General features: G+C 46.7%; 21 protein-coding genes. 6 read left to right on the top strand and 15 right to left on the bottom strand.

Translation table 11 applies throughout. The annotated features are described in order from the left end of the window. Position 1 precedes the first annotated feature (1 nt). The 6 genes from BLR32_RS34145 to BLR32_RS26875 are packed head-to-tail and all read right to left on the bottom strand — an operon-like array spanning position 2 to position 4050. Positions 2 to 172 carry a DUF5908 family protein gene (locus BLR32_RS34145; RefSeq protein ID WP_176842445.1) on the bottom strand — a complete coding sequence of 57 codons (171 nt, stop codon included), beginning with the start codon at positions 170 to 172 and terminating at the stop codon, positions 2 to 4. Positions 173 to 175: 3 nt separating this feature from the next. Next, on the bottom strand, positions 176 to 619 hold the full coding sequence (locus BLR32_RS26895) for a phage tail protein (protein ID WP_089836470.1): 444 nt from the start codon (positions 617 to 619) through the stop codon (positions 176 to 178). Between the two features lie 5 nt (positions 620 to 624). After that, positions 625 to 1080, bottom strand: a complete 456-nt coding sequence (locus BLR32_RS26890) for a phage tail protein (protein ID WP_089836468.1) — start codon at positions 1078 to 1080, stop codon at positions 625 to 627. A gap of 52 nt (positions 1081 to 1132) precedes the next feature. Continuing rightward, positions 1133 to 2635: a phage tail sheath family protein gene (locus BLR32_RS26885; RefSeq protein ID WP_089836466.1), complete on the bottom strand. Its 1503-nt coding sequence runs from the start codon at positions 2633 to 2635 to the stop codon at positions 1133 to 1135. Positions 2636 to 2653: 18 nt separating this feature from the next. Next, a complete protein-coding gene (locus tag BLR32_RS26880) occupies positions 2654 to 3463 on the bottom strand; it encodes a hypothetical protein (RefSeq protein ID WP_089836465.1) in 810 nt (269 codons plus the stop codon). A gap of 14 nt (positions 3464 to 3477) precedes the next feature. Then, positions 3478 to 4050: a Pvc16 family protein gene (locus BLR32_RS26875; RefSeq protein ID WP_089836463.1), complete on the bottom strand. Its 573-nt coding sequence runs from the start codon at positions 4048 to 4050 to the stop codon at positions 3478 to 3480. Positions 4051 to 4388: 338 nt separating this feature from the next. On the opposite strand from BLR32_RS26875, the gene BLR32_RS26870 reads away from it, so the two are divergent. Further along, positions 4389 to 6503: a glycosyl hydrolase family 18 protein gene (locus BLR32_RS26870; protein WP_089836461.1), complete on the top strand. Its 2115-nt coding sequence runs from the start codon at positions 4389 to 4391 to the stop codon at positions 6501 to 6503. Positions 6504 to 6616: 113 nt separating this feature from the next. On the opposite strand, the gene BLR32_RS26865 is transcribed toward BLR32_RS26870, so the two are convergent. Next, positions 6617 to 6916 (bottom strand): hypothetical protein, encoded by a 300-nt coding sequence (locus tag BLR32_RS26865; RefSeq protein WP_089836459.1) that lies wholly within the window; start codon positions 6914 to 6916, stop codon positions 6617 to 6619. Positions 6917 to 7088: 172 nt separating this feature from the next. Here BLR32_RS26865 and BLR32_RS26860 point away from each other — a divergent pair, with 172 nt between their 5' ends. Continuing rightward, the gene (locus tag BLR32_RS26860; RefSeq protein ID WP_176842444.1) at positions 7089 to 7544 is read left to right on the top strand and encodes a PepSY-like domain-containing protein; all 456 of its coding nucleotides are present in this window, start codon (positions 7089 to 7091) and stop codon (positions 7542 to 7544) included. 297 nt (positions 7545 to 7841) lie between these two features. Here BLR32_RS26860 and BLR32_RS26855 read toward each other — a convergent pair whose 3' ends face one another. Together BLR32_RS26855 and BLR32_RS26850 are read right to left on the bottom strand one after the other, a co-directional pair. Beyond that, entirely contained in the window at positions 7842 to 8567 is a 726-nt protein-coding gene (locus tag BLR32_RS26855; protein WP_089836455.1) for a LytR/AlgR family response regulator transcription factor, read from the bottom strand. Beyond that, positions 8564 to 9625 carry a sensor histidine kinase gene (locus BLR32_RS26850; RefSeq protein ID WP_089836661.1) on the bottom strand — a complete coding sequence of 354 codons (1062 nt, stop codon included), beginning with the start codon at positions 9623 to 9625 and terminating at the stop codon, positions 8564 to 8566. Before BLR32_RS26850 ends, BLR32_RS26855 begins: the two co-directional genes overlap by 4 nt. A 301-nt stretch (positions 9626 to 9926) precedes the next feature. Here BLR32_RS26850 and BLR32_RS26845 point away from each other — a divergent pair, with 301 nt between their 5' ends. Together BLR32_RS26845 and BLR32_RS26840 are read left to right on the top strand one after the other, a co-directional pair. Next, complete coding sequence (locus BLR32_RS26845) at positions 9927 to 10925, top strand: hypothetical protein (RefSeq protein ID WP_089836453.1); 999 nt, start codon at positions 9927 to 9929, stop codon at positions 10923 to 10925. Between the two features lie 24 nt (positions 10926 to 10949). Beyond that, positions 10950 to 11180 (top strand): hypothetical protein, encoded by a 231-nt coding sequence (locus tag BLR32_RS26840; protein WP_143011605.1) that lies wholly within the window; start codon positions 10950 to 10952, stop codon positions 11178 to 11180. On the opposite strand, the gene BLR32_RS26835 is transcribed toward BLR32_RS26840, so the two are convergent. From BLR32_RS26835 to BLR32_RS26815, 5 genes are read right to left on the bottom strand one after another with little or no spacing between them, the layout of a single operon-like run. Beyond that, the gene (locus tag BLR32_RS26835; RefSeq protein ID WP_245705530.1) at positions 11155 to 12177 is read right to left on the bottom strand and encodes an arabinan endo-1,5-alpha-L-arabinosidase; all 1023 of its coding nucleotides are present in this window, start codon (positions 12175 to 12177) and stop codon (positions 11155 to 11157) included. The genes BLR32_RS26840 and BLR32_RS26835 overlap by 26 nt on opposite strands. 23 nt (positions 12178 to 12200) lie before the next feature. Continuing rightward, on the bottom strand, positions 12201 to 14177 hold the full coding sequence (locus tag BLR32_RS26830) for an alpha-L-arabinofuranosidase C-terminal domain-containing protein (protein WP_089836447.1): 1977 nt from the start codon (positions 14175 to 14177) through the stop codon (positions 12201 to 12203). Positions 14178 to 14204: 27 nt separating this feature from the next. Continuing rightward, positions 14205 to 15710 (bottom strand): arabinan endo-1,5-alpha-L-arabinosidase, encoded by a 1506-nt coding sequence (locus BLR32_RS26825; RefSeq protein ID WP_218124258.1) that lies wholly within the window; start codon positions 15708 to 15710, stop codon positions 14205 to 14207. Then, positions 15710 to 17272, bottom strand: coding sequence for a RagB/SusD family nutrient uptake outer membrane protein (locus BLR32_RS26820; protein ID WP_089836445.1), 1563 nt, complete (start codon positions 17270 to 17272; stop codon positions 15710 to 15712). The genes BLR32_RS26825 and BLR32_RS26820 overlap by 1 nt, the downstream gene beginning before the upstream one ends. 19 nt (positions 17273 to 17291) lie before the next feature. Then, positions 17292 to 20345 carry a SusC/RagA family TonB-linked outer membrane protein gene (locus tag BLR32_RS26815; protein WP_089836443.1) on the bottom strand — a complete coding sequence of 1018 codons (3054 nt, stop codon included), beginning with the start codon at positions 20343 to 20345 and terminating at the stop codon, positions 17292 to 17294. 242 nt (positions 20346 to 20587) lie between these two features. Between BLR32_RS26815 and BLR32_RS26810 the strand changes: the two genes are divergently transcribed. Beyond that, positions 20588 to 23842: a ligand-binding sensor domain-containing protein gene (locus BLR32_RS26810; protein WP_089836441.1), complete on the top strand. Its 3255-nt coding sequence runs from the start codon at positions 20588 to 20590 to the stop codon at positions 23840 to 23842. Continuing rightward, positions 23839 to 24615 carry a response regulator transcription factor gene (locus tag BLR32_RS26805; protein ID WP_089836439.1) on the top strand — a complete coding sequence of 259 codons (777 nt, stop codon included), beginning with the start codon at positions 23839 to 23841 and terminating at the stop codon, positions 24613 to 24615. Before BLR32_RS26810 ends, BLR32_RS26805 begins: the two co-directional genes overlap by 4 nt. Positions 24616 to 24692: 77 nt before the next feature. On the opposite strand, the gene BLR32_RS26800 is transcribed toward BLR32_RS26805, so the two are convergent. Next, on the bottom strand, positions 24693 to 26177 hold the full coding sequence (locus BLR32_RS26800; protein ID WP_143011604.1) for a ComEC/Rec2 family competence protein: 1485 nt from the start codon (positions 26175 to 26177) through the stop codon (positions 24693 to 24695).

Below are 26177 nucleotides of genomic sequence, written 5' to 3'. Positions count from 1 at the left end.
GCTATCTGTCAGCTTCGTTTTTTATCCTGCTCAGGATCTTATCCATACATTCCCTGATAATACTTTCCTTCCACTGCCGCAGTGATTTCTCATCCGGCAGCGCAGTGTTGGATTTGCCCGTATCTGTAGAGACGGTCACTTTGATCACGAGTTCTCTTACTTCCAGTGGCATCGCTTATGAATGAAACTTTTCAAAATACTTGTAGGCCAGCTCCAGGGTCTCTATCGCAATTTCCCCTTCTTTCGCCTTGAGGCCTGACACTTCCATCTTTACGGGATAGGCGCCATAGAACTTCCAGACGTAGAGGGGTTGATGGAGCTCATCCAGCAGCATCACCACAATGGTCGTAGGCTTAAATTTAAAGGTAGACAAGGTAGTTCTTACCCAGTCGGTCACAACAGATCCTGTCAGCAGGCCACGCTTCAATACCAGGTTGCTATATTGAGGAGGGGAAGGCAGTTTGTAAACAAACTGGTTCTCTCCCCCCTCCTTAACTGGTTCTGTGGCTATGTTAACGGAAATGCCGCTCACCTCCTGGAAATTCCCTTCTTCCTTACCAAGGTAATTGATAAAGTTCACCTTGTAATGAAAGCCTGTCATTGGATATCCGGGATCCATACGCCTTATTCGCTGATTGTTAAACCTTCGTGCGCTACTTCCATAGTCTCAACGGCTATTTCGTTAGCGTCCGATTTCATATCCGTTACAGTGATCTTGCTTGGGAAGGCATTCTTCAGCGTCCAGCTCATAGCGATATCCTGTTTTTCGTCCAGGAGGCTCACTACGATGTTGACACGCTTGTAGGTATTCATGGTGATACCTTTGTATTTATCCCACAGTGCTTTATCGCCCTTGAAAATGCCTTTTTTCAGGGTTACGTTGGAGAACTTCTGGATACCGGGCATTTTTACTGTAGAATAAACAGGGCTGCTGCCGCCGCGGTATTCGATAATCTGCGTCTCTGAAGATAATCCGGTTACTTCCTGGAATATCAGTTCAGCGCCGTCCCACATGACCTTGAAGGAAAATTTGACCAAAGGCCATGTGGTCTGGGCTTGGGTAGATCCGTCATCTGGCATAATTGTAAGCTTTTAATGAGTGAGGTAATAAGGTGGATAAGTTTGTTGTCTTTTAAGATTGTTGCATCATCTGCTGGAATGTGATCACGATAAACTCCGCAGGTCTTACGATCGCTACTCTTACAGTGATCAGCATTTTACCGTCCAGGATATCCTGAGGCGTCATGGTGGAGCCAAGGCCCAGCTGTACATCGAATGCCTGTTCAGGAGCCGCTCCTGCCAGTGCGCCCTGTTTCCAGAGGTTGGTCAGGAAGTTGTCGATCATGGATTTCACGGTTACCCAGGTGGTAGCGTCGTTTGGTTCGAATACGTAGGTACGTGCCGCCAGCTTGATGGACTGTTCGATCATGATGAGGGTACGGCGTACGTTTACATAACGCCAGTCCTGGCTGTTACCATCCAGTGTACGGCCACCCCATACCAGTGTTCCGATGCCAGGGAAAGGACGGATCACGTTGATGGATTTACCAGCCATTACATCCACGTTCAGTTGTTTCTGTTCGTCGTGGGAGACGTTCACAGAAGGAGCATTCACCATGCTAACAGATACGTTGGCCGGCGCTTTCCATACACCGCGGCTGCTGTCAACCATTGTGTAGATACCCGCCATCGCGCCGCTTGGAGGCAGTTCATTCAGGTTAGACCTGATCTCTTCCAGGATGCTGTTGTAAACAGGGCTGGAAGCTTTGAGTGACTGGTGGAAGTTCTTCTTTGCGTTAGCGTCAGGAGTGGCGATTGCCTTGTAGGCGGTCACTACCTGCTGTGCCAGTGTTTCAGGCAGAATAGTTGCCAGGTCAACAGCCGGATCGATGTTTTCGAAGTCGATCTCGCTGCTCTGTACGATGGCAGTTTTCAGCCATGGATAGTAGGCAGCGCCATAGTTCAGGGCATTGATACCGATCTTGTCGCGGAAGGCACCCACGATAGCGTCTGTCGTATCAGTAGCACCTTGTTTTGCCAGATCGAAGATCGCGAAGCGGCTCATCGTCTTGGCGCAATGTTCCAGCACTTTTGTGTACATGGTGTTGTAGGCGCCTTCACCGAGAGCGATGATGTCGGGGATCACTACCAGGGTAGGTTCAAACTCTTTCTCCAGGCCGAGCAGGATATCGGGTTTGGTGGCCGAACCGGTAAAGTCTTCCAGGGCGATTTCCAGACCTTCGGTCTTGCCGCCATAGGTACCTACGGATACGATGTAACAATTAGCGCCGCCATTGGCGTAGAACAGGCGGATGCTGTTGTAAAGGTAGAAAGTGTTCTTAGGCATGATCTGCACTACCTTGGGTGCGCCGTTCACGATGAATGTTTCTCCTTTGTAATCTGCTGCCGGATCAGCGATTGTGAACTTTGAGTTGAAACCTACACCGAAGAGCTCTACGAACTCCGCGAAAGAGGTAACACGGGTTGGTTTAGTCAATAGTGATTTACCAAACCGCTCGGCTTTCTCAGTGTAGCCGATAAAGACAGGGACTGCTGTTTCGACGGCAACGGCAGAACTGGGGAAGGCGTTCTTTTCTTCAATATAAACGCCCGGTGTCATGAGTGTTGAAGCCATAGCTGTACGGGTTTGAGATTAGTATAAAAAGATTTCGGAATATGCTTGCGTGCGGTCATATCCAGGTATGCCCGCCGCTGAAATAGTTTGGATGTCAGGCGATGGAAGCGCCGAAATGACGGTCCTGTGCAGGCCGCCGATTCCAACAGTGTCCACCAGTTGAAATGTATGTAAAGGTCTTTGCGCCAGTGCGATCGTTTCTTCCGAAACAAACACACTGGCGCGTGCGCCATCAGGGAGCGTTACCGACTGAGGGCCTGTAAAATGAATGTTGTTGCTGGTATCAACAATTGCAGGTTCTGAGAGCGCAGCAAGATTAGCGCTCATCAGGTAATAACACCAGCGGGTAGTCCTCGCGGCAAAACTGATCTCGTAGCTGTCGGACAAGTCAGGCGTCAGCTGCAATGCGATCCGTCCAAAAGGTTTGACGGATATAGCGCCCTGATGTTTAAATGCCTCCACCTCAGTGGCAGCGATTACATCCTGCTTATGCAACTTTCCGGGTGCATGCCCATCAGCATTACTGAACAACAGTATACTACCGGGAATGTCTGTCTGGGGCAGTCCCGTATAGTTATAAAAGAAAGGGTCCAACAGTTGCAGGTCAAACGTTAACGTTAGCCGTTCACGCAGTAACTGCGCGCGCTGATCCGCATTGCTGTTGTTAAAAAGCAGCACGAACCGGTCCGGCATTCTGCGGAAGAGTATCTCATAACGTCGCATGTCTATTGCGGTATCCTGTGGTATCAGCACACGGATATCCCTTAAACAATTGTCAGCAAAGAACCCGTGGCGGAAATAAATTTCCGTCAGCAAATCAAATCCCATTACTGTAATTCTGTTTACAGAAGTTTATCGTTTGTAGTAATACCTGATACGGAAGGTCTGTATTCCCTGATGATACTGTCGTCAAATGATAGCATACGCATTTTGTATACAACGGAAGGCATATACTTGGCGCCAAGTGTAGCCCATACATTGTTTAAACGCTCCGTGCCCATACTCTCCATCTCAAATACCAGCTTGTCTATCCGCCGGTCAAGCGATGGCGTATCAGCAGGAGTGAATACATTGTGCGACTGAAAAAAAGCCATGACGAAGGATATGAAACGCAATGCTTCCGCATAATTGTTTCCATTAAAGTATGCCGAAAATAACACGTACAGGTTAATGCAAACCGGCGGCATAGTTCTCGCCTGCATCAGCCCTGAATTACTACCGGACACACCTTTCCCCATCGCTTCTTTCTCAATGTTGATCAGCGTTACAAGTACTTTATTCTCTCCCTGTATAGCAATACTACCGTCCTGATTTACGATTCCGGATAGCACTACTTTCTCCTCGTTGACATGCAATTGCCTGCCAAAGTGTTGATTAATCACTTCAGTGATGCATGATAGGGTTTCGTAAATCATATGGCTACTATTTTATCAGGAAGTACTCTGCAGTTATGTTGTCTCAGGAAGTACTCGGTAAAACTGGCTCTGCACAATGCGCTGCAGTGGCCGTTTCTACGATGTTATGTTGTATCTGAATACTTATCCGGCTTTTTTGTCCTCTTTAATTGTGTTGTGTTTATCCTAACGAAAATCAAGGTATTAGGCGACTCTAAAGAACTAAGATTTTCATATTCAGCACAAGATAGTAGTTAAATGAAAACAATAAAATTTTTATTTAAATGAATATTTACCTATTTTTTATTAATTATTATTATTACTCTTGCCTCAAACTTGTTCCGTAAATCTTAGCGTTTATGTATTCCCTAATCAGGACCGTTACCGGTTTCTTTTCTATCCTTATTATCTTTTTGTTTCTCAAAAATGACGTTCACGCCAACAGAGTATATTCATCTCCGTATGATACCGGCAACGTAATAAAGACCATTAACCTACCCACTTTTCAGAAAGATACAACCGGAAAAGTTAAGCTTTTGCAAAAGATCATTGCGGCTTTAAAGTTCACTAAAAATGCAAGGGCAAGGGAACAACAGCGCGTGATCACTATCATCAGGACTGTCATGGCAGACTCTATGGTGGCCACTGCTGCAGATATCAGGAAGCTGAACGCAGAGTTGTCACTACAGCAGAACCAGCACTTCGACTCCCTGCGTGCACTTATCAATAGTATTATTGCCAGTCAGGCAAAAGATACCACCCTGCCACCAGAGGAGGAACCTGTAGCGCCCCCGGCACCGGTACCGGAAACAGATGTAGCCTCTCTCATCAGCAAGATCATTCCCATCTTACAGCAAAAGGAAAAAGAGGAACGGAACAGTGAAGCGCAGCAGAAACAGTTGCAGGCAGTCCGTGCACTATACGGGCGACCTGCCGGTAAGATAGACACCTTACGGTTAAGTGATACACTCGGCACCACTTACACCATCACCCTGGGACATAAGGCAGATGTTATAGGTATTCACCCCTATTGGATGACCGACAAATATCTCCAGTATAATTTCACTGCCCTGAGTGCAATCAGCTTTTATGGGTATACTACTGAAAAAGATATTAAGGCAAGAGACATCCCTCCTGCTCCGTTGAACATGTTCAACCTGGCAGCAACGGCAGGTAAGAACCGGATGTTCACTTATTATGAAAATGATCCTACGCATATCGACGAGCTGCTGAAAGACGAAGATGCCCAGTTCCGTTGTATTGATTCGTTGTTACCTTTATTACAACAGTACCAGGCAGAAGGTATAAATATCTGGTTTAGTCAACTAAGTGCTAAAAGAAGGGATGCCTTCTCCCGCTTTGTGACTTTGCTCTCCAATTATTTCCAGCATAACAATCAGCAGAAATATGATATCTCCGTTACCATACCATCTTACGACGATCAGTCAGCATATGACCTGAGAACGCTTGACCCGCTGACAGATCACTTCCTCATAGACTTCACTAAGGCAAGCGGTACGCGTGCCGGCGGACTATCTCCCATGAAAGGAGATGCCCGCAGAGCAATAGAACCTGTGATGTCACGTTTCCTGAACCTGCAGATTGCACCATCCAAGTTCATGCTCCTCCTATCCTATTACGGCACACAATGGAAAAAAAGTCCTAATGGTGGTAAGGACGTTTTCACCCGCTATGTTCCTTTCAGCGAGATCAAAAGCAAGTATCCTGCAGATAGTTCCATCATCTATGATGAAGACGCTGTAGCTGCCTATGTGGAAGAGAAAGATGCCAATGGTGAGGTAACGTCAGAAATATGGTTTGATGACGAGAATACCCTGGACGTTAAATATGACTATGTACTGAACAATGGTTTGGGCGGTGTGGCTATCTGGCCGCTGGGTGCAGATGATGGTTATGGAGAACTGTGGGATGAACTGGGTTATAAATTCATCAGCATAGATACTACCTTCACGGATACCATCAGACTAATCCCACCTGTGAGCGTGACTGAATCCTGGTGGACGAGGATGGTCAAAAAGATCAGCCATGAAATGCTGACGCTGAAGCTGCTGTTCACCGATCCCTGCCAGTTGGAAGCAGAAAAGGACAGGGATGACAGTTTCTTTGCCTGGGTTACCCTGTTCTTCTTTATCTGTGCCTTGCTGATCGGTTTCTTTTATGCATATAATGTACGTATGGTGGGTACAGAGTGGCGCTGGCGACAAATAGTATTACGTGTACTGATAGTCTGGGTACTGGTTACCGCCTTCTTTGGTATTGTTACACTTTTCCTGAACCGGGATGTACCTTTTGGTATTACCCATGCTTCTGTGGGTGGCGCAGATGCTAAATCAAAATGTGTGACCATCCCTATGCTGGACCTCCTGCTGATCTTTGGCATAGGCTTGCTGCTGGGCATGCTGATCATGCGCATACTGATACGCCCTATGCTGTCAAAGAATGACAAGCCTTAAATCGCATTCCCCCGGGGTTTTCAAGCCCGCGCTACAAACACCGCGGCTCCTAAAGGAGCCGATGGAAGCGGATGAATCCATTATACGGTCGGGGGAATTCCGCAAGAAGTTTATCAGGGGAACATCTCTTTAGTTCTGCTGATGATGTCCTTGATGCGCTTCGCAAAAGTATCACAGCATGGTTTGCTGTAGTTATAGAGCACCAACTCTCCCTCTTCCGATCTGGATTCAATATTCATTTCTACCAGGTGATCAGGATGATGACTGCAGGATTCGTTACTGAACTGATGGGTAAGGTAGGCAGCGATCCTTTCAGCTTTTGAATTATTGTACCTGTTGGGCAGATTGTGAATGTAGTCGGCCATAGTATTGTCCGGAACGAGCGATCTCTTTATTGCACGGAACTGGATCATAACAGTGAATTATTGTGGGGAAACGATATGTTAAAGGTACGGATAAGCCGGCAATCCAGACTGTAGATAAATATTGTGTACGGTAGCAGGTATTTTATTGCTGATATCCCCGATTTTTTCCGGGATGCAGATTCTTTCCGTAAATTTATGGCCTCATTTAAAAAGCAAGTTCATGAAACAGCTTATTTTATTTCTTTTAATGGGAACTGCCGTTAGTGCTTACGCACAGAAAGCTGATCAGCCGGTAAACGTACCTGCCCCGGTCACCAAAAGTTTCCAGCAACAGTATCCCAAGGCTACAGGTGTTAAGTGGAAAATGAAAGACAACCAGTACAAGGCTGAGTTTGAAAAACACGATGTCTGGTACGATGCTACCGGCAAAGTGGTAAAACAGAAGGAAGATATCAAAGACGCAGATCTGCCTGCTGCAGTAAAACAGGCGGTGCAACAGCAGTTTGCCGGCTATAAAATACATGACGCAGACAAGCATACTGAGGGAACAACCGTTACCTACAAGCTGGAGCTGAAGAAAGACACGGAGAAAAGAGATGTGACTTTCGGTGCAGATGGCAAGGTGCTGAAAAATGAGCTGGATAAGGATAAAAAAGACGGTAAGAAGAAGCAATAACCATTCAGCGGATAAATGAAAAAGCAGTCGTTCCGGAATGCCGGGCGACTGCTTTTTTTATTGATACAGCCGCAGACCTCCTGGCGTCCATCTTCTGCAGTATTTACTATTCTCCCGATCCGTTGCTCCCAAAAAAGACAGCCGGGATAAACATCCCGGCCTTGTTAAACCTACAACTTTTAACTGTTATTCCTTAAACTTTACTACACTATACTGCTAAGATCTTTTGTTTTGGTATAACCAGTAGCTAAGATCCGGATGAAACGGACAAAAAGCCGCTTGAAGTGTACAGGCCTTCTACTCCTCCGGACTAAGCGACCCTCCTGAATACATCTTAAAGAAGTCTCTCTTATATACCTCTCCAAGCGGAATTTCAGATTCACCAACATAGACAGTATGATGGTCAAATGATTCTATATAGTTTACATTCACAACATACGACTTACTGACCCGTATGAAAAGATGTTGCGGCATCTTCTGATGAATGGTCTTTAAATTCATGGCCGTGATCAGCTTCTGATTACCTGCATATATCACTACATAGTCTTTCAGTCCTTCAATAAACCTGACATCACTGAAGTTGAGCCGGTGAAACCTCCGATCTGATTTAATGATCAGAAAGTCACTTGTATTCGACTGCACAATATTCTTTTCCGTCTCATCTGAGAGTAGTCTTTTGTATGCTTCAGCTTTGCTGATCGCTTTCTCCAGGCGGGATTTCTCAATAGGCTTTAACAGATAATCTATGGCATCCAGCTCATAGCTTTTGAAGGCATATTGCGAATAAGCCGTAGTGAAAATAGTCAGCACATGCTTCGGCAATTGCGCAGCAAAGTCCAGTCCTGTCACCATCGGCATCTCAATATCCAGGAAAATGAGATCCACCTGATTGGTCTTCAGGAACTCCATGGTAGTAAACGCATTGGAAAATACCCCCACTACTTCCAGCTGGGACACCTCTTTGATCAGTTCCTGCAGTTCTTCCCTGGCCAGTGGTTCATCGTCTACAATAACGCATCTCATATGGGTATAGTTAGTTTGATATTATATTCTTTTTCCGTAGACGAAGTCTCAAGGTTATAGCTGTCGCCATACAACAATTCAAGTCGTCTTTTGATATTAGCCAGTCCGAGTCCACTATTCCTTTTGTCTGAAGGTTTAAATTCAGGATCTTTTGAATTGGTACAACTGAAGTAGAGCTTATCTTCTTTTACCTCTATGCCAACATTGATGTACGATTCCGCTCCGCTGATATCTACACTGTGCTTTACCGCGTTTTCCAGGAAGGTGGTGAACAGGTTGGGCGGTAAAGACACCCAGTTGATTATACGGGGAGGCGTCTCGCTACTGATGTTTATGGATAGATGATCTCTTCTGAGCTTTTCAAGGGCCAGAAAGTTGGATAAGAAATTGATCTCAGATCTCAGTAATGTTCTTTCATTATTGTTCTCATAAAGCTGGTAACGGAGGAACTCAGACAACTTCATGATCACAAGATTAGCTTTCTCCGGATCCTTACGTATCAGGGCTTTTATACCATTAAGCATATTAAAGAGAAAGTGCGGATTGATCTGGTTCCGCAGTTCATTCAGCTCCATCGTCAATGTCAGATTTCTTAACTCGGCCATTCGTTCATTGTCTCTCATCCATCGTTGAAATAGCTTTACCATGGTGGTAACAAGTACTACTGCAATCAATATGATCGTTCCTTCATATATGCCTAATTTATCCTTGCTGTTTTGCATGGTATCCAAATGGGCTGCAACGTCGAACCTTCTCAATACCCTTGACATCACCATACGCCCAGCCACAACCAGTATCAGTAAAAGCGCCAGATAAAGTATATAGCTGCCCTTGAAAAAGAAGCGTGGGACCAGCACGTTCATATTGACATAGCACATGAGTATTAAGAAGACAGACACACATAATAATCTGAAGTACCTGTCTTCCCTTGATCCCTGGATTTCATTGGTAAAGGAGATCATCGTCAGGATGCCCAGCACTACCATAGCATGACGCAATAGTCTGTAGCGGTCGTCAATAATCAGGCGTATGATCGTGTCATCATGCTTATGCTTCATAATACTTATACAGGAATTAAATCCGGTGCAAAGATAAAGCGATTCTACCCCGTGGCGGCGGAAAATATACGAAATCCCTTCTTTCGTATACCAAATATTTCCCCTGAAAACTTTAGTATAAAATGTAAACCATTTGGTATAAAAACGAGAAAGCGGCTTTGTATTATCCCTTCCTTTGTGCTGCATTATTCAATAATCTGATCTGTGCCACTCATTTAATTGTCATGAACAGACCTTATGAGATGAATGATTGCAGCCAACTTTTTCCCCGTCTATCAACTGGACCTTTAAATATAGAATAATGGACATTACACAGAAATTAGTTGTATCAGTATCGGGCATACTGATCTTTTCGGCAGAATGTTTTTCGCAGAACAGGGATAGTCTGAATATGCCTAAGCGTGTAGAAACCTACGCCGCCGACAAGTTTGCCGTTACCCGCCCACTGAATATCGAGTTTGTTTATTCAACTCCGTACAATTTCACTTCGGAACAGCAGGGTAAGTCTTTACCGGAGAGTAAAGTGACCGGTTTTACGCAATTGAAGATGAGTGCGAATTACAACTTCATAAAGAGAAAGACCTGGATGCTGGGGGCTTCTGCAGGCTACAGAAGAACATCTATAGAGGCAGATATTACTCAATCCGCAGGAAGTATTAAGAACGTCAACGACGAGTTCCATTATCTGTATTCGTCACTCAACGTCACTTATTTTTCTACACTATTCAATAAGCGGACCATCTATACTTCCAGCCTTATAGTGGATGGCAGTGAGCGATACTTTGAAAGAGTAAAAGGACTGGTGACCGCCTCCATGATACTGAAGGCCAATCAACGCACCAAATTAATCGTTGGGATGCTCGTGAATATCGACCCGAGCGCACAGGCGCCTTTTATGCCGACTGTTGCCTATGAGCATAAATTCATTAATGGCTTTAGCGCAGATGTCACCTTCCCGAGATACTTATACCTCAGAAAACTGGTGGGAGCTAATGGAAGGCTGTCCTTTGGTTCGGAGATCGACAGGACCTCTTTTTATCTGTATAATTTAGACAGTACATCTCAAAAGTATGAGTACAGGCAATTAGACCTTAATTCAGGGCTGGTGTATGAACATATTCTGACAAAGTATCTTTTGCTTACTGTAAAAACCGGCGCGAAAATGACTCCATCAGGAAGGATATTCAGGAAGGAAGATTCATTTGGTGACCCGGTATATAAAACCACTCCTGACCCGACTTTTTATTTCAACATAGGCGTGTCGTTCAACCCCTTTACGCTGCTGGGAGCGAAAAAATAGGATGCAATCAATCTTGTTATGATTATGGTGAAAGTTTTTAAGACAGATGTGCTATATGCAGAGAAAGTGAAGGCTATTATAACTGATATCATGGGAAACCTTCCTGGTCTGAAGGTCACTTTCGACCTGGAAGATGAAGATAAGATCATGCGGATAGAAGGAGATTTTTTTAAGGCAGAAGATATTCTTTTCTGCCTTAAAAAGCAAGGGCATTCCTGTATTGAGTTACCTATTGATCTGAACCTAATTGGATAGGCAGGGGCCATCCATCAGTGTCCCAGCTTATTTCTTTGAGCAACAGTTTAGAACGTCCCCGGTCATGTGCATCATATCCATGCAGGAGCAGGTAGTCTTTGCCGGATTCGCTGAATACTGCGTTATGCCCGGCTCCATACCAGTTAACACCATCACCCTGTATAACTAAAGTACCCCCATCCAATTGTAAGGGAACGCCCTGCCTGTCCAGGTAGGGCCCCTGTACTTTTTCGCTTCGTCCGACCACCACTTTGTAGGTACTTTTCTCTGCCCGGCAGCAGTAGTCGCGGGATACGAACAGGTAGTAATATTTCCCTTTTCTGAAAATGAAAGGCGCTTCTATAGCACCATTGCCTGCGGATGTATCCGGAGTATTGAAGTCTCTTGGCCTTCTGGCAATGGTATACCATTCCTCGGGCTCACTCACTGTTTGCAGATCCCGGGCCATTTTCACCAGTTTGATACCTTCCCAGAAGGAGCCGAATGACAACCAGGGCGTACCGCCTTCATCAAGCACCAGGTTAGGATCAATGGCATTCCACATATCGCGGCCAGGAACAGACTGTATCACCTTCCCCTTGTCTTCCCACTTATAATCCGGAGATGATGGATCCAGCGTCTTATTTACAGCCAATCCTATACAGGAGGTATTCTTGCCAAAAGCAGACACCGCGTAATACAGATAGTACCGGCCATTATAATAGCTGATATCAGGCGCCCAGATATGCCCTTTAAAGCCAGGAACAGCCTTTACCGCCCACTCGGGAGCACTGCTGAATACAGAAGCCTCCTTATGCCAATGCTGCATATCCCGGGAGGAAAACACGCTAATGCCATTCCCGGTACAGAACAGGTAATAAGTGCCCTTTTCCGTTATCATCACAGGATCGTGTACCGGCGTGTTGCGGGTCGTAAATTCCGTTCCTGCGGGCACAGATTGTGCCCACAGGTGGAATGTCCCCATTATCATCAACCAAAGAAAGAATATACGTTTCACTATCAGCTATTTTTGTGTGGCCGCTATAAACGGATGCGCAATACATTCAATGAACGGGATGCAACCTTTACCAGGAATCGCTTACCGGGAATCTTCATCTCCGTGTCTTTGGGCGATATCCGGCCTGGCTGCTCAAAGCTGTTTACACTACTCACATCATCGTTTTGCAGCACTGTCAGCTTCGCCTGTCCGGCAGGTTTGGCGTCCAGTTCCACGGTATAGGTTTGTTCCTTATCTGATACGTTCACCAGTTTGATGATCAGCTCATGCTTTTTTTCATCTAACGCGGCAGCAGCATACAAACTATCCTGTCCTGCTACCACGTCGTTGTTCATGTGTACCGCTACGGTAGCTGTTCCCTTGTTCAGGGAGAACAGTTGCTGTACGTAGTAATTCGGCGTGCCATAAGAACGCAGGTTGTCTACCCATATCAGGTCAGGCGTCCATTGCCAGCCGTCTGTATGGGCAAATAAAGGTGCATAGGAAGCCATATTTACCACGGCTGCATTCCTTTCCAGGCCGGTCATGAAGGCGGCTTCAGATAAAGCTGTCAGCCAGTTATTCCTGTTATGAATACTCACTGTCTTGTCGCTTTGTGCAGCGTACTCACCTGCAAATACTTTGGAACCATTGCGGGGGTAATTATCATAGCGGCGTGCGTTCTGCATAAACCATTGCGGCGGGCGATAATAGTGTTCATCAATAATATCGGCATGCATGCCACGCAGTTCCTTATTCAGGTAGTCAAAGCGTTCTCCCTCAGGATCAGTGCCTGAACTGTTTACCAGTTTTATCTCAGGATACTTTTCTTTGATGGCTTTAGTGAAGAGCTTCAGGCGCTCTACATATTGAGGCCCCCAGTTTTCATTACCTACGCCCAGCATTTTCAGGTGAAAAGGAGCAGGATGTCCCATATTGGCACGTACTTTACCCCAGGTGGTGTTGGTATCGCCATTGGCAAATTCAATGAGGTCAAGGGCATCCTGTATATAAGGATCCAGTTCATCCAGTGGCACCAGCTCTGCGGAGTTAAACTGGCAGGCCATACCGCAGTTGAGGATAGGCAGCGGCTCTGCGCCGATATCTTCCGCCAGCTGGAAGTATTCGAAAAAGCCCAATCCAAATGTCTGGAAATAATCCGGCGTTGGACGATGTGCAAATTCAAAATTCCAGCGGTTAATGATCAACTGCCTTTCTTCTATAGGTCCGATTGTTTTCTTCCATTGATAACGCTGCGACAAGTCAAATCCTTCTACAATACAGCCGCCGGGGAAACGTATAAAGCCGGGCTTCATATCAGCGAGCAATTGTATCATATCAGCCCGCATACCTCCCGGGCGTCTTTTCCAGGTATCCTCCGGAAAGAGGGAGATCATGTCCAGGTCAATTGTTCCATTGCCTTCCAGCCATAGCTGCATAGATGCCTTCTGTTCCGTTGCTGTAGCGTGGAAACTTACAGCCTCTTTATGCCATGCGGTGTCCTGCTGTGAAGGCGTCAATACTGTGTCACCAATCACCTTGCCGCCACTGTTCAATAGTAGTACGTGCAACCGGACGCCCGGCTGTTGCTGCCTGTATAGTACCGAAAAATCATACCGCAGTCCCTGTTTAATGCCCATGCCGCGGAAGCCTTCATTCTTCAGTCCTGCATCGCCCTGTGCAGTATTCCTGACAGTAGCCCGCAGGAAACGCGGATTGGCAGTATGAACAGGCGTTCTGTTCAAGATCAGCAGATCACCTTCTTTTACCTTTGCACCACTCACCGTCCATCCCATCAGGGGTCTGAAGAATTCAAAGGAACGGTTTTTCACCAGCTCTGCATAGATGCCACCGTCGGCACCCATATTGATGTCTTCAAAGAAGACGCCCCACATGGTTGGTTCTATTTTACCGGTGATGGTTCTGGTCTCAACCTTAATAACGTTGTTATTTTGTGCTTCTGCAATACCCGGCGACAACAACAAGCCAAGTGCGAGTACCTGTAATACCTTATTTTTCATCACATCCTTTATCTTTTGTTGAGATCATTACTTACTTTTTTTGCCCCATATGGCCACACCGTCATTATTCAGACCAGTGAATATCAGCGTTGACGTTTTCTTCTCCCAGTCCCTGCCCCGCTGTACCAATACCTTGTCTGTATAACCATTGCTCCAGTGCATTTCCAGCCACGGAGCATTGTACACCCATTTGCTGGCAGCATCATTGTTGAGTGTACCGTTGGCGGATATGGTCAACGGAACAGCTACCTGGAAGTCCGGCGACACCTGCTCATTTGCATAACCCGGCACTACACGATACCCCAGTATGATCTGCTCCCAGCTGCCGGTAATACTGTCAACCGGCACAGTAGCATTATCCTCCCAGGCATACCTTTCCGGCGATACCACCGGCCATCCATCTGTTGTCCAGAACACCTTACGTACATGCAGATCCATGAAGTACTTGTTGATACCCGGCCGGCCCTGATGCGCCATATAATATTGCCCACTGCCATCGTCAAACACGGTACAATGCGAGACGCCCTGCCATCCGCCATGACCACTGAACTGGTAAGGGGCTGTGATCATCGGGCCATGATCGATACCTGTGTTGGCATCGGCACCTTTGAAATCATAGAACGGACCCTCTGGCTTGTCGCCGCGCATGACACGCGTGTTATACTTCGTTTCCAGCCAATCGTACGCGATGAACAGGAAGTATTTGTTCTGCGCAGCATTATACACCACTTCTGGTCCTTCAATATTGCCGTTATACTTTCCACTGGTAAATCCGCGGTTGGCAATACGTTTACCTTTGTCATTGCTCGTCTGCGCTAATCCAGTAGCAGGATTCAACTTCAGCACATAAATACCATCCCATGCAGAACCATAATACATCCAATGCTCTCCGGAAGGCGTCACCAGCACACTCGGATCAATAGCATTCGTCTGAACACTGTTGTCATTCTGTGAAGTCACTACCAGTCCTTTTTCTGTCCAGGGGCCTTCAGGTGAAGAAGCGGTTGCGAGGCCGATCACACTCAGGCGTCCTACATCGGAAGCCAGTGAATAGTATAGGCGGTATTCACTGCCTACTTTTACCACACTTGGCGCCCAGAGACTGTTATTCGGTGTACCACTCCGCTGCTGTATAAAGCTTGCACCCAGGCCAGGAAGCTTGTCAAATACCCATCCTACAAAAGTCCACTGCACGAGGTCTTTGGATTTGCGTATCTGCAAACCTGCCCTCACCGAGATACCGAAACCGGCATCTGTACTGTAGCAGTAATAAGTGTCACCGAATTTCCGGATGATAGGATCATGCACGTTATACGGGCCCCATTTGGGATAATAGACAAAAGGAGCTATGTCTTCATAGGTATCGTTAATGCTGTTGATATCGAAGGTGACTACCGGCGGTTCCACAACAGTCGTATCTCTGGTGGCCGGAGCCGGCGCATCCTTTTTACTGCAGGACATGATACCTGTGATCAGTAAAAGCAGGACGGCCGCACTCCGTAAAGGAAAATGGGTCATATACTGCGTTGACATTAGTAAGAAGAATTCTGCTTGAAGCCCGGATTATTATCTATCTCTCCCTGCGGGATCGGATACAGTTCTTTACCGGCTTTGTAGTTGTTGAACTCCGGATCACGGGATTTCAGCAAGGCGAGTTTAGTCTCGTCTTCCAGCCAGCCCCAGCGACGGATATCATCAAAACGGTGGCCTTCAAGGCAGAACTCCAGTAAGCGTTCATGGGATAGCTGATCGCGCATCTTTGCCTGCGTCATCGCCGCCAATGTAGCTGTGATATCAGGCAGTTTTGCACGGGTCCTCACCTGCTGGATATAAGGAGCTGCCTGCGCCGTCTGTTGCAATTCATTCAGACACTCAGCATACATCAGCAGAATGTCTGAATAGCGCATCAGCCGCTCGTTGATACCAGACTTCCAGTCGTATTCATTCGGCTTATTGCCATCTCCATTTTCGTATTTCCGGCAGAAGATATCATTGAGGTAGGAACTGTTGGCATATACCTGTGAAAATAGCTGTCCGTAGATGGTTTCACCCGGCTTGTTATAGAAGATGGTAGCATCCAGTCGCGGGTCTGTTGCACCGTCCACCGTTTTCTCCTGCATAAATTCATTGAATACAAACACTGTTGGCTGTACATCCGTCCATCCGAAATTAGGCGCACCATACGTAATGGCCCTTGCGGAAGTTTTCGCCCAGGTAGAAGTAGGAATCCCCTGCCATCCGAGGTCAGTTCCCCCAACTGTGGTGGAGAACTGTACCTCAAAGATGGACTCTGCATTGTTCTCTTTGCTCTCGGTAAAATTGTCTTTATAGTCCGGCATCAGCGAATACACTCCCAGGTCTATCACTTTTTTAAACTGATCAGCAGCATCCTGGTATCTTTTATTAAACAGGTAAGCCTTACCCAGATAGCCCATTGCAGCACCTTTAGTAGCCCTTCCTACCTGGTTCGCGTCTGCACCTGTTACGCCGTTGTAGGATACAGGCAAGAGGTCTGCAGCTGCCTTAAAATCAGATATTACCTGTGCCCAGCCATCTGCTGCTGTCATCTGCTTGCCATAGAAATCTGCTTTTGACTGCGGAGATCTTGTAGGCAGTGCTACATTACCAAACAGGTCTACCAAGTGAAAGAAATACAATCCTCTCAGGAAATAAGCCTGCCCTAACACACGGTTTTTCAGATCTTCCGCCATAGTGATATTAGGTACATTGTCGAGCACCTGGTTACAGCGGAATATGCCTTCATAATATTCGTCGAATGCCCATCCATATCCATCGGCATTGCCTGTACCCAGCGCGAACTTACCGACACCTGAAATAGCTGTCCACGGACTGTTACTTCTGATATCATCTCCTCTCACATCCAGCAGTATTGGTGTGAAGCGCATATAGGCGCCATCGAGCAATAAAGGTGCATACGCTGCATTGATACCCTGCACAGCGTCATTACCTGTTGCCCAGAAGGTTTCAGAAGTCTGCGCATTCGGATTAACCTGGTCCAGTCTTTTATCACAACCAGTAGCCAATACGCTGGCGGTGGCAATTGTTAAAATATAGTGAGATATAGTACGTTTCATTTGTAATGCTGTTTAAAGATTAAAGGCCTAACTGTACACCAAACATCACGGTTCTCGGGTTCGGGAAGGAGCCATAGTCAAAGCCCCTGTTAAACAAACCGTCGCTGATAAAATCAGGATCGTAGCCTTTGTATTTGGTGATCGTTACCAGGTTCAGACCAGAGAGATACACACGCAGGCTTCTGAATACATGCGTCTTGCTCAAAGTAGATTCAGGAATGGTATACCCGATCTGCGCATTCTGCAGTTTTACATAAGAGCCGCTCTGTACAAAACGATCGGAGAACCGGCTGTTATTGATATCGTTGATCAGCGGCCTTGGCACATCGGTATTGGTGTGGGTAGGTGTCCAGTAATTCAGTTCGTCGGTATGTGCATTACCATACTGGCCAGCCATCAACGCTGAATAAACACCATTGTTCACTTTACTGCCCATATTACCCTGCCAGAAGAAAGACACATCAAAGTTTTTGTAAGAAGCAGATACATTCAGGCCGTAGTAGAATTTAGGGATCGCTGAGCCCAGGTAGGTCCTGTCGGCATCAGTAATCGCACCATCATTGTTCATGTCCTTGTATTTGATATCGCCTGGTTTGATACCGCCTGACTGGTCTTGCGTAGCATGTTTGCTGATCTCATCCTGGCTCTGGAAGATGCCGTCTGTCTTGTATCCGAACAGTTCACCCACTTCGCGGCCCACCTCTGTTTTGCTGCCGGAACCATACACTGGGTTGTTCTTTCCACCCAGCTTTTCGACCTTGTTCTTCAGGGTATAAGCATTGGCATTGATAGAGTAGTTCAACGCACCGATGTTGTCCTTGTAAGTCAGGGTGAACTCGAAGCCACTGTTCTTCAGCGATGCTGCGTTGGTAGTGAGTGTCTGCGGGAAGGAACCTACAGAATAAGGTATAGGGATAGCGGTAATGATATCTTTTGAAAGGCGGTTATAATATTCCGCCGTAAAGGATAATTTCTCATTAAAGAGGCCCAGATCCAGCGCTACGTTGGTAGTAGTGGTAGACTCCCATTTCAGGGTAGGGTCTGTCACTGATACGGTAGTGGAACCTGTGGCCAGTTGATCGCCGAACAGGTAGTTAGTGGTATTGTTGATATACGACTGGTAGTCATACCAACCCAGGGAAGTCTGGTTACCCAATACACCATAACCACCTCTTAGTTTCATACTGCTGATGAAGGAAGGCAAATGCAGGAATTTCTCATTGCTGATATTCCAGGCAGCCGCGAAACCAGCGAAATTACCATAGCGGTTTGCTGGTGCGAACTTTGATGAACCATCCCGTCTGAAGTTGGCTGTCAGCAGGTAACGATCGTCATAATTGTAGTTGATCCTGCCGAGCGTGGAGTAAAGCGCTGCCATGCCTTTCCAGCTGGTCACGCCTTTAGCGCTTGCCCTGGCTACAGCGGCAAATGTCCGGAAGTTCAGGTCTGAGGTATCCTGCGCGGTGGCAGCCATCCATTCGTTCTTATCCTCCTGGTAAGTCAGACCAGCCAGGAAGTCAATTTTATGTTTGCCTTTCTGTAACTGGTAGGTCAGTGTATGCTCCAGCAGGCTGGTGTTTGAATGACCATTCTGCAGGTACATGTAGTATTGTGTATTGAGATAGTAGTATCCCATGTCGAAGCGTGGCTCGAAGTGAGAGTTCTCGTAATCGGTCCTGTCGTAGCTGGCGTTGATCCTGTACTTCAGGTTTTTCACTATTTCCAGTTCGCCCCATGCATTTCCCAGGAAGCGGTTACGGTCGCTGTAATCATTCACCAGGTTATTAATCCCTACTACGTTGGCAGAGATAGCCCTGTTCTTTACCTGGTCGCTGCCACCATATCCGCCCAGGCGGGAAGCATCGTATACAGGCATGGTAGGAATAGCGGTCAGCATACTGGTCACTACTCCTCCGAACACCGCGTGGCCATTGGTAGCGGCATAGTTCCCCTTGTGCGATTGTGTATAAGCCACTTTTACACCGTAGCTGAAACGGCCTTTTTTACCCTGCAGGTTGCTGTTCAGGGTATAGCGGTCGTATTTCTGCGGCCCTACCTGTGTACCTGTCTGGTTGAAATAACCCAGGGAAGCATTGTAGGAGATATTTTCCGTACCGCCTGAAAGTCCGACGTTATGGTCCTGTATCAGTCCTCTTTTCAGGCCTTCTTTCTGCCAGTCTGTATTGATATTGGATACATATGAAGGATTAGTCGGATCATTGGCTGGCGCCAGGGTTAATCCGGCGTTTGTTTCTGCCGCAGATACGATCTGCTGGTATTGTGCTCTGTCCGTGAGTGATATCTTCCTCGCCACTTCCTGTACACCGGCATAACTGTTGAAGGTCACCCTCACTGGTCCCTGTTTTCCTTTCCTGGTGGTGATGATGATCACACCGGTAGCGGCCCTGGAACCATATATCGCAGCGGCGGAGGCATCTTTCAGTACCTGGATACTCTCGATATCATTAGGTGAAAAATCGTAAGGCGCATCTACGGGTACTCCGTCTATTACAAACAGGGGACTGTTATTACCGAAGGTTGTTGTACCACGGATCTTGATCTGCACATAGCCACCTGGTTCGCCGGAGCCATGCACGCTGATACCGGCTGCCTGTCCCTGTAACATTTTAGCTACATCGTAAGACACGTTCTTTTTCGCTTCGCCCACATTCACCAGTGCCACGGAGCCTGTCAGGTCCTTTTTCTTTACGGAGCCATAACCTACTACGACCACATCCTCCAGGTTCCGGTATGACTTTTCCAGTCTTACTGAAACAGGTTCCTCTCCTTTCAGCACCACTTCCTTACTTTCAAACCCCATGCTGGTGATGATAACAGAAGCGCCTTCTTCTGCCTCGATAGTGAATTTTCCTGAAATATCTGTCACTGTTCCGGCGCCGCCTTTCACACTTACAGAAGCGCCGATAACTGGTTCATTTTCCCGGGTGATGACCGTTCCCCGGAACTTCTTTTTGGTGATTTGCCGGGCGGATGCCGGCTCGATGAGCAGAAACAGTGCGCAGGCGAGTATAGGGAATACGCTGCTGTTTAGCAAGATGCGGATCAGTTTCATAAACGTGTAATTATTATTAATTCAAATAAAACTCTTTTATATGTCCGGAATTTCTTGTCCGGGATGTATATAATAGTTAATTTTATTAGTGTGACAGTAACAATTAAAAGTGCTATCACCTTTTTCCGGACTACGATCCGGTTAGTGGTATGAAGTTGCGATTAATAGTTTTCTTAGGCTCTACAATCTGTATCAAAACTTCAGCAAATCATCTCATTTTAGATTTTACGTTATGAAACGCTATGTTTAGAACGCGTTATAGTGAACAGGGACAATGGAGCGCCACACCACGTTTGAATATTCCGATGAGCATATTGCTGCTGATCTGTTTTTTTGTTGGTGGAACCGGGCTTGTATCCGGACAATCCTATTATTTCCGGCATTACCAGGTGGAGAACGGCCTCTCGAACAATGCTGTCATCTGCAGCCTGCAGGACAGCAGAGGTTTTATGTGGTTCGGCACCAAAGACGGATTGAACCGCTTTGACGGGTATACCTTCAAAGTGTTCCGCCACAATCCGCAGGACACCGGCAGCATTGGCAGCAACTTTATCCATGTGCTCTACGAGGGCGCTGATGGCACCCTTTGGGTAGGCACCGAAGATGGCCTTTACCGCTACGATAATTCCACCGAAAGCTTTCGGCTACTGGAGGTAGCACCCAAGGGACAGGTAAGGGCCATACAGGGCGACAGTACCGGGAATATCTGGTTCGTGTCCGGCTTTTCCCTATTCCGTTATCACCAGGCCTCCCGCCAGTTGCAGTATTTCAGTATTGACAGCTTCTTTGAAGCCAGTTCCCTCTGTCTTTCGCCCGATGGTAGCATCTGGGTAGCTACTACCGATGGTTACCTCCAAAAGCATCATGCCGGCACTTTTACTGCCTACGACATGTTCAGTCATTCGACACGGCCGGTGTCCCGCTGGATAGAGCGGATAGCCAGTACCAGGGATGGGCACATACTGGTGGGCACCTCCAACCAGGGCGCCAAATTATTTGATATTGCTTCCGATACCTATACAGATATTCTCGCCTATAACGATGACCATACCGAGATCTTCGTACGTAACTTCCTCCAGACGGCTGATCATGAATACTGGATCGCTACCGAGACAGGTATTTTCATTTATAACACGCTTACCGGGAAGGCCAGGAACCTCCGGAAGATGTATAATGATCCTTACTCCATCTCCGACAACGCGGTATATACCTTCTGCCGTGACAAGGAAGGCGGTATCTGGGCAGGCACCTATTTTGGCGGCGTTAACTACTATCCGACGCAATACACCCCGTTCAGAAAGTATTTCCCTAAAACAGGGGAAAACTCGCTCAGCGGGAATGTGGTGCGCGAGATCCATGGCGACAGCTACAACAATCTCTGGATCGGGACAGAAGATGCCGGCCTGAATAAACTGGATCCGGCTACACAAACGTTCACACATTTTCAGCCTGGTGCCGCAGGCAGTATCTCTTATACGAACATCCACGGCTTGCTGCTGGATGGCGACGAACTATGGATCGGCACTTTCGAACACGGCCTGGATGTATTGAACACCCGAACCGGTAAAGTGACGCGGCGCTTCAACATGCAATCCGGCCTCTCCGCCTTACAGAGCAATTTTATCTATTGTATCTATCGTCCCCGGGGAGGCTCCATTATGCTGGGCACTACCAGGGGCGCCTACCAATATGACAGAATCAGGAACGATTTTGTTCTGTTTCCCGGTCTGCCGCTCGTTAACTGGTACTCCTGCCTCCTGCAGGACAAGTCCGGCGTGTTCTGGGCGGGTACCTATGGCAGCGGTGTTCATTTTTATGATCCATCTACAGGTAAAAAGGGGAATTTCCGCTATGCGGAAAACGATATACAGAGCCTTAGCAGCGATCGTGTCAACAGTGTTTTCGAAGATTCCGGTGGCCACCTATGGTTCGCTACTGAAGGAGGTCTTTGCAGGTATAACAAGGCTCAACAGCGTTTTACGAGATATACCACGCAGGACGGGTTCCCCAGCAATTTTATGCTCAGTATATTGGAAGACAAACAGGCGAATCTCTGGATCAGCACTTCCCGTGGTTTGTGCTGCTTTAATCCAAGGAATGGCAATGTAAAGACATATACCCGGGCGAACGGTCTGCTGAGCGACCAGTTCAACTTTAATTCGGCTTATAAGGATGCGGAGGGGCGTATGTATTTCGGCAGTGGAAAGGGTTTTATCAGTTTCAATCCGGAGGAATTTATACAGAATACGTTTGCTGGTCCGGTGTATATCACCGGGTTCCAGGTGCATAACCGCGAGCTCCCTATTGCAGCAAAAGGCTCACCTTTACAACACTCAGTTACCTCTACCGATAAGATCTCATTAAGCTATCACCAGTCTACCTTTAGTATTGACTTCGCCTTACTTAGCTATACGGCGCCGGAAATCGCGGAATATGCCTATAAGATGGAGAACCTGGATAAGAACTGGACTTACCTGAAAACGAACCGTAAGGCTTATTTCACAGAACTGGCGCCGGGTACTTATACCTTCAGGGTAAAGGCCCGCAATAGCGGTAGTGTATGGCCTGCAACAGAAACCACCCTGGTCATCGAAATCATGCCGCCCTGGTGGCGTAGCTGGTGGGCAGTGGTACTGTATGCGGTATTGGCGACATGTATCATCTGGTATATCATCCGGAACTATCACAAACGGATTGAAGCTAAGAACCGGCGCAGGATAGAGCTGTTTGAAGCAGCTAAGGAGAAAGAAGTATTCAAGGCCAAGATCGAGTTCTTTACCAATGTAGCGCATGAGATCAAGACGCCGTTAACACTGATTAAAGCGCCATTGGAGAAAGTGATCCGGAAAGCCGGCCACCTGCCGGAGATTAAGGATAGTCTTTCCATTATGGAGCGCAATACCAACCGGCTGGTAGGACTTACCGGCCAGCTGCTTGACTTCCGCCAGACAGAGCTAAACGGCTACTCCCTCAACTTCGTCAAGGCTAATATTCCGGACCTCCTGGAAGAGATGTACACCGGGTTTAAGACACTGGCGGAGCAAAAGCAGTTGGAGCTCTCTCTTGAACGGCCGGCGGAATTGTATGCCTATGTTGATATTGAGGCTTTCAATAAAATTCTTAGTAACCTTATTGGGAATGCTGTAAAATATGCAGCTACTGTTGCCAGCATACGCCTGCTGGTTTCTCCCGGTGAGGAGAATTATTTTACCATAGAGATCAGCAATGATGGTCATCTCATCCCGGAGGATATGAAGGAAAAGATATTCGAACCATTCTTCCGGCTGAAGGAAACGGAGATGCAGAAAGGTACAGGAATAGGCCTGGCGCTTTCACGCTCTTTAGCCACATTGCATAAAGGAACACTCACATTACAAGCAGGCCATCACAATCTGAATGTGTTTGTGCTGCGTATGCCGGTACACCAGGAAATAGAGTTCAATCTGCAACCAGGCAGGACCAACAAATCAATTACCACCACAAACCAGACATCATGAAACCACTGTTGCTGCTCGTAGACGATAATGAAGAAATTCTGGCCTTCCTTGGGGAGGAATTAAGTGAAAAGTATACCATGCTGACAGCGCAGAATGGCAAAGAGGCTTTATCATTGCTGGGGACTGAACCCGTACAGCTGGTCATCAGTGATGTAATGATGCCGGTGATGGATGGTTTTGAACTATGTCGTCTGATCAAGTCGACGTTTGACTATTGCCATATCCCTGTTATCCTGCTGACTGCTAAAAACACCTTACAGGCTAAAATAGCGGGATTGGAATTAGGTGCGGATGCCTATGTAGACAAACCTTTCTCTACTGAATTCCTGATGGCACAGATTGCTTCACTACTAGCCAATCGTTCTAAACTGAAAGACTACTTTGCACATTCACCGCTTGTGAATATCAATACCATTGCTTCCACCCGTCCGGATGAATTGTTCCTGGAGCAACTGACGGCTATTATTCATGAGAACATCGATGATCCGGATCTTGATATAGAAAAACTTGCGCGGTTGATGAATATGAGCCGGCCTACGTTGTATAGAAAGATCAAATCTATTTCTGACCTTACGCCTAATGAGCTGGTAAATGTTACCCGTTTGAAGAAGGCGGCGGAGTTATTGGGACAAGGTTCTTTCAAGATATATGAAGTGTCTGACATGGTAGGGTATCATTCCCAGACGAATTTCGGCAGGAATTTTCTCAAGCAGTTTGGAATGACGCCTACGGAGTATCAGTCATCGAAACAGGGGGAGAAACAAGCGAGATGAGGTTTATCCGCCTGATTGCATTCCTGGAGGAGAAAATGTACTTCATCCATCGATGATGCATTCCAGGAAGAAAGCAATTACGATGGATTTTTCCCGTCTATAACGCACTCCAGGAAGATCTCATCCTCAAAACCCTCGTGTAATTTCCGCATGATGCGCTCATGGGTTTTCTTAATAGTCACCCGGTCTGTCTTCATGTTGGAAAGTATCTTATCACAGTTGCCATTGACGAATAGCTTACCATTGCATTTGCGGATCAGTTCCGCGCCAAGCAGGTCGTTAGGCATGGTGTTCAACCAGCCATCGTTTATTTTAGCGAAATCAAGGGTGGCCATGGCTGTCAATTCATCACTGGTCATCAGGTCAAGACCCATTGTTGTTGCTGTTCCGTTATGACTCAAGTGGTGACCCACTTTGTAAAAGACAGTATTGGCAAGGAAATAGGAAATATCCTTCTTCACTGTTTTTCCATCAATTTTAACCGGCCAATGTAGATCCATATGCCAGCTTTTCCAGCTGCCGAATTCAGCATCGGCAGGGAATAACAACACACGTTCGCTGTCTTCAAATTGTATAGCGAGGGCGAGGCTGGTATTATTAATGCTTCTTTCGTAGCGCATAGCTATACTACCTGCGGAGTATAACCAATCATGATCGATCTTTCGCCACTCATCTCCCACTTTGTTATATAATTGCCTTATCTCATGTTGTGTGTCCTTGAGTTCATGTTCCGCCTCAAATGGAAATTTGGATGCCTCACTGCCAGTAATCGCTCCGTCTACGGCAGATAAGAAAGCAAAGTCCTTCCGGCTCTTTGTTTCACGTTTATCAAAATTATTATCGCCACCTTCTGTTTCGTCCAGCAGGTTAAAATCTCTCGGAGGCGCCAGTACGTAAAAGCGGATACCGGTGGCTCCTGCCAGCTTTGAACGGACATCTCCCGGCTTGAGTAGCTCTACTATTGTATCCTCTTTAATGATATTAAACTCTTTAAACTTCTCCACCATTGTAGGCAGCGGTTTCCCCTTGGCCGCCTTCAGCATATTCAGATCATTTAACGATGTAATGGAATTGATGAATTTTCTCTTTCCATCAACCATCAGCTGCCCTCTCACATCGTCCATGAACAGCTTTTCATAATAATTATCTGTCAGCAGCATATTCAGCTTAGCAACTGCAGCGTCCAATGCAAGGCCCAGTTCACTACGGTTTTGGCGATAATCATTCGCTACCGGATCTTCATCATCTTCGGTCCAGGCAAACCAGACCTTTTTAAAGGTAAATTCATCAAAGAGTTCTTTAGCTTTTTCAAAGCCATTAATGTGGTCGGCATGTTCATGTGTGACGATAAGCAAGTCTATTATACCTCCTGTTTCTGCTTTAATATTTTTAGCGATTGCTTCAAACTGCGGTGCTCCACCTTTTATACTGCCACAATCGATCATCATGTTAAAGGATGGCTCAGTGCCCTTCATAAATTGAAGCAGAAAGCAGTCGCCCGTCCCTCCTTTATACATTCTGACTTTAACTTTATCGACCCTGGTGTTTGTTGACTTTGCCAT

This window comes from Chitinophaga filiformis (assembly GCF_900102545.1).
Lineage (GTDB): Bacteria > Bacteroidota > Bacteroidia > Chitinophagales > Chitinophagaceae > Chitinophaga > Chitinophaga filiformis.
Note: the sequence above shows the minus strand (reverse complement) of the source record. Positions and strands in the feature narration are given on the sequence as shown.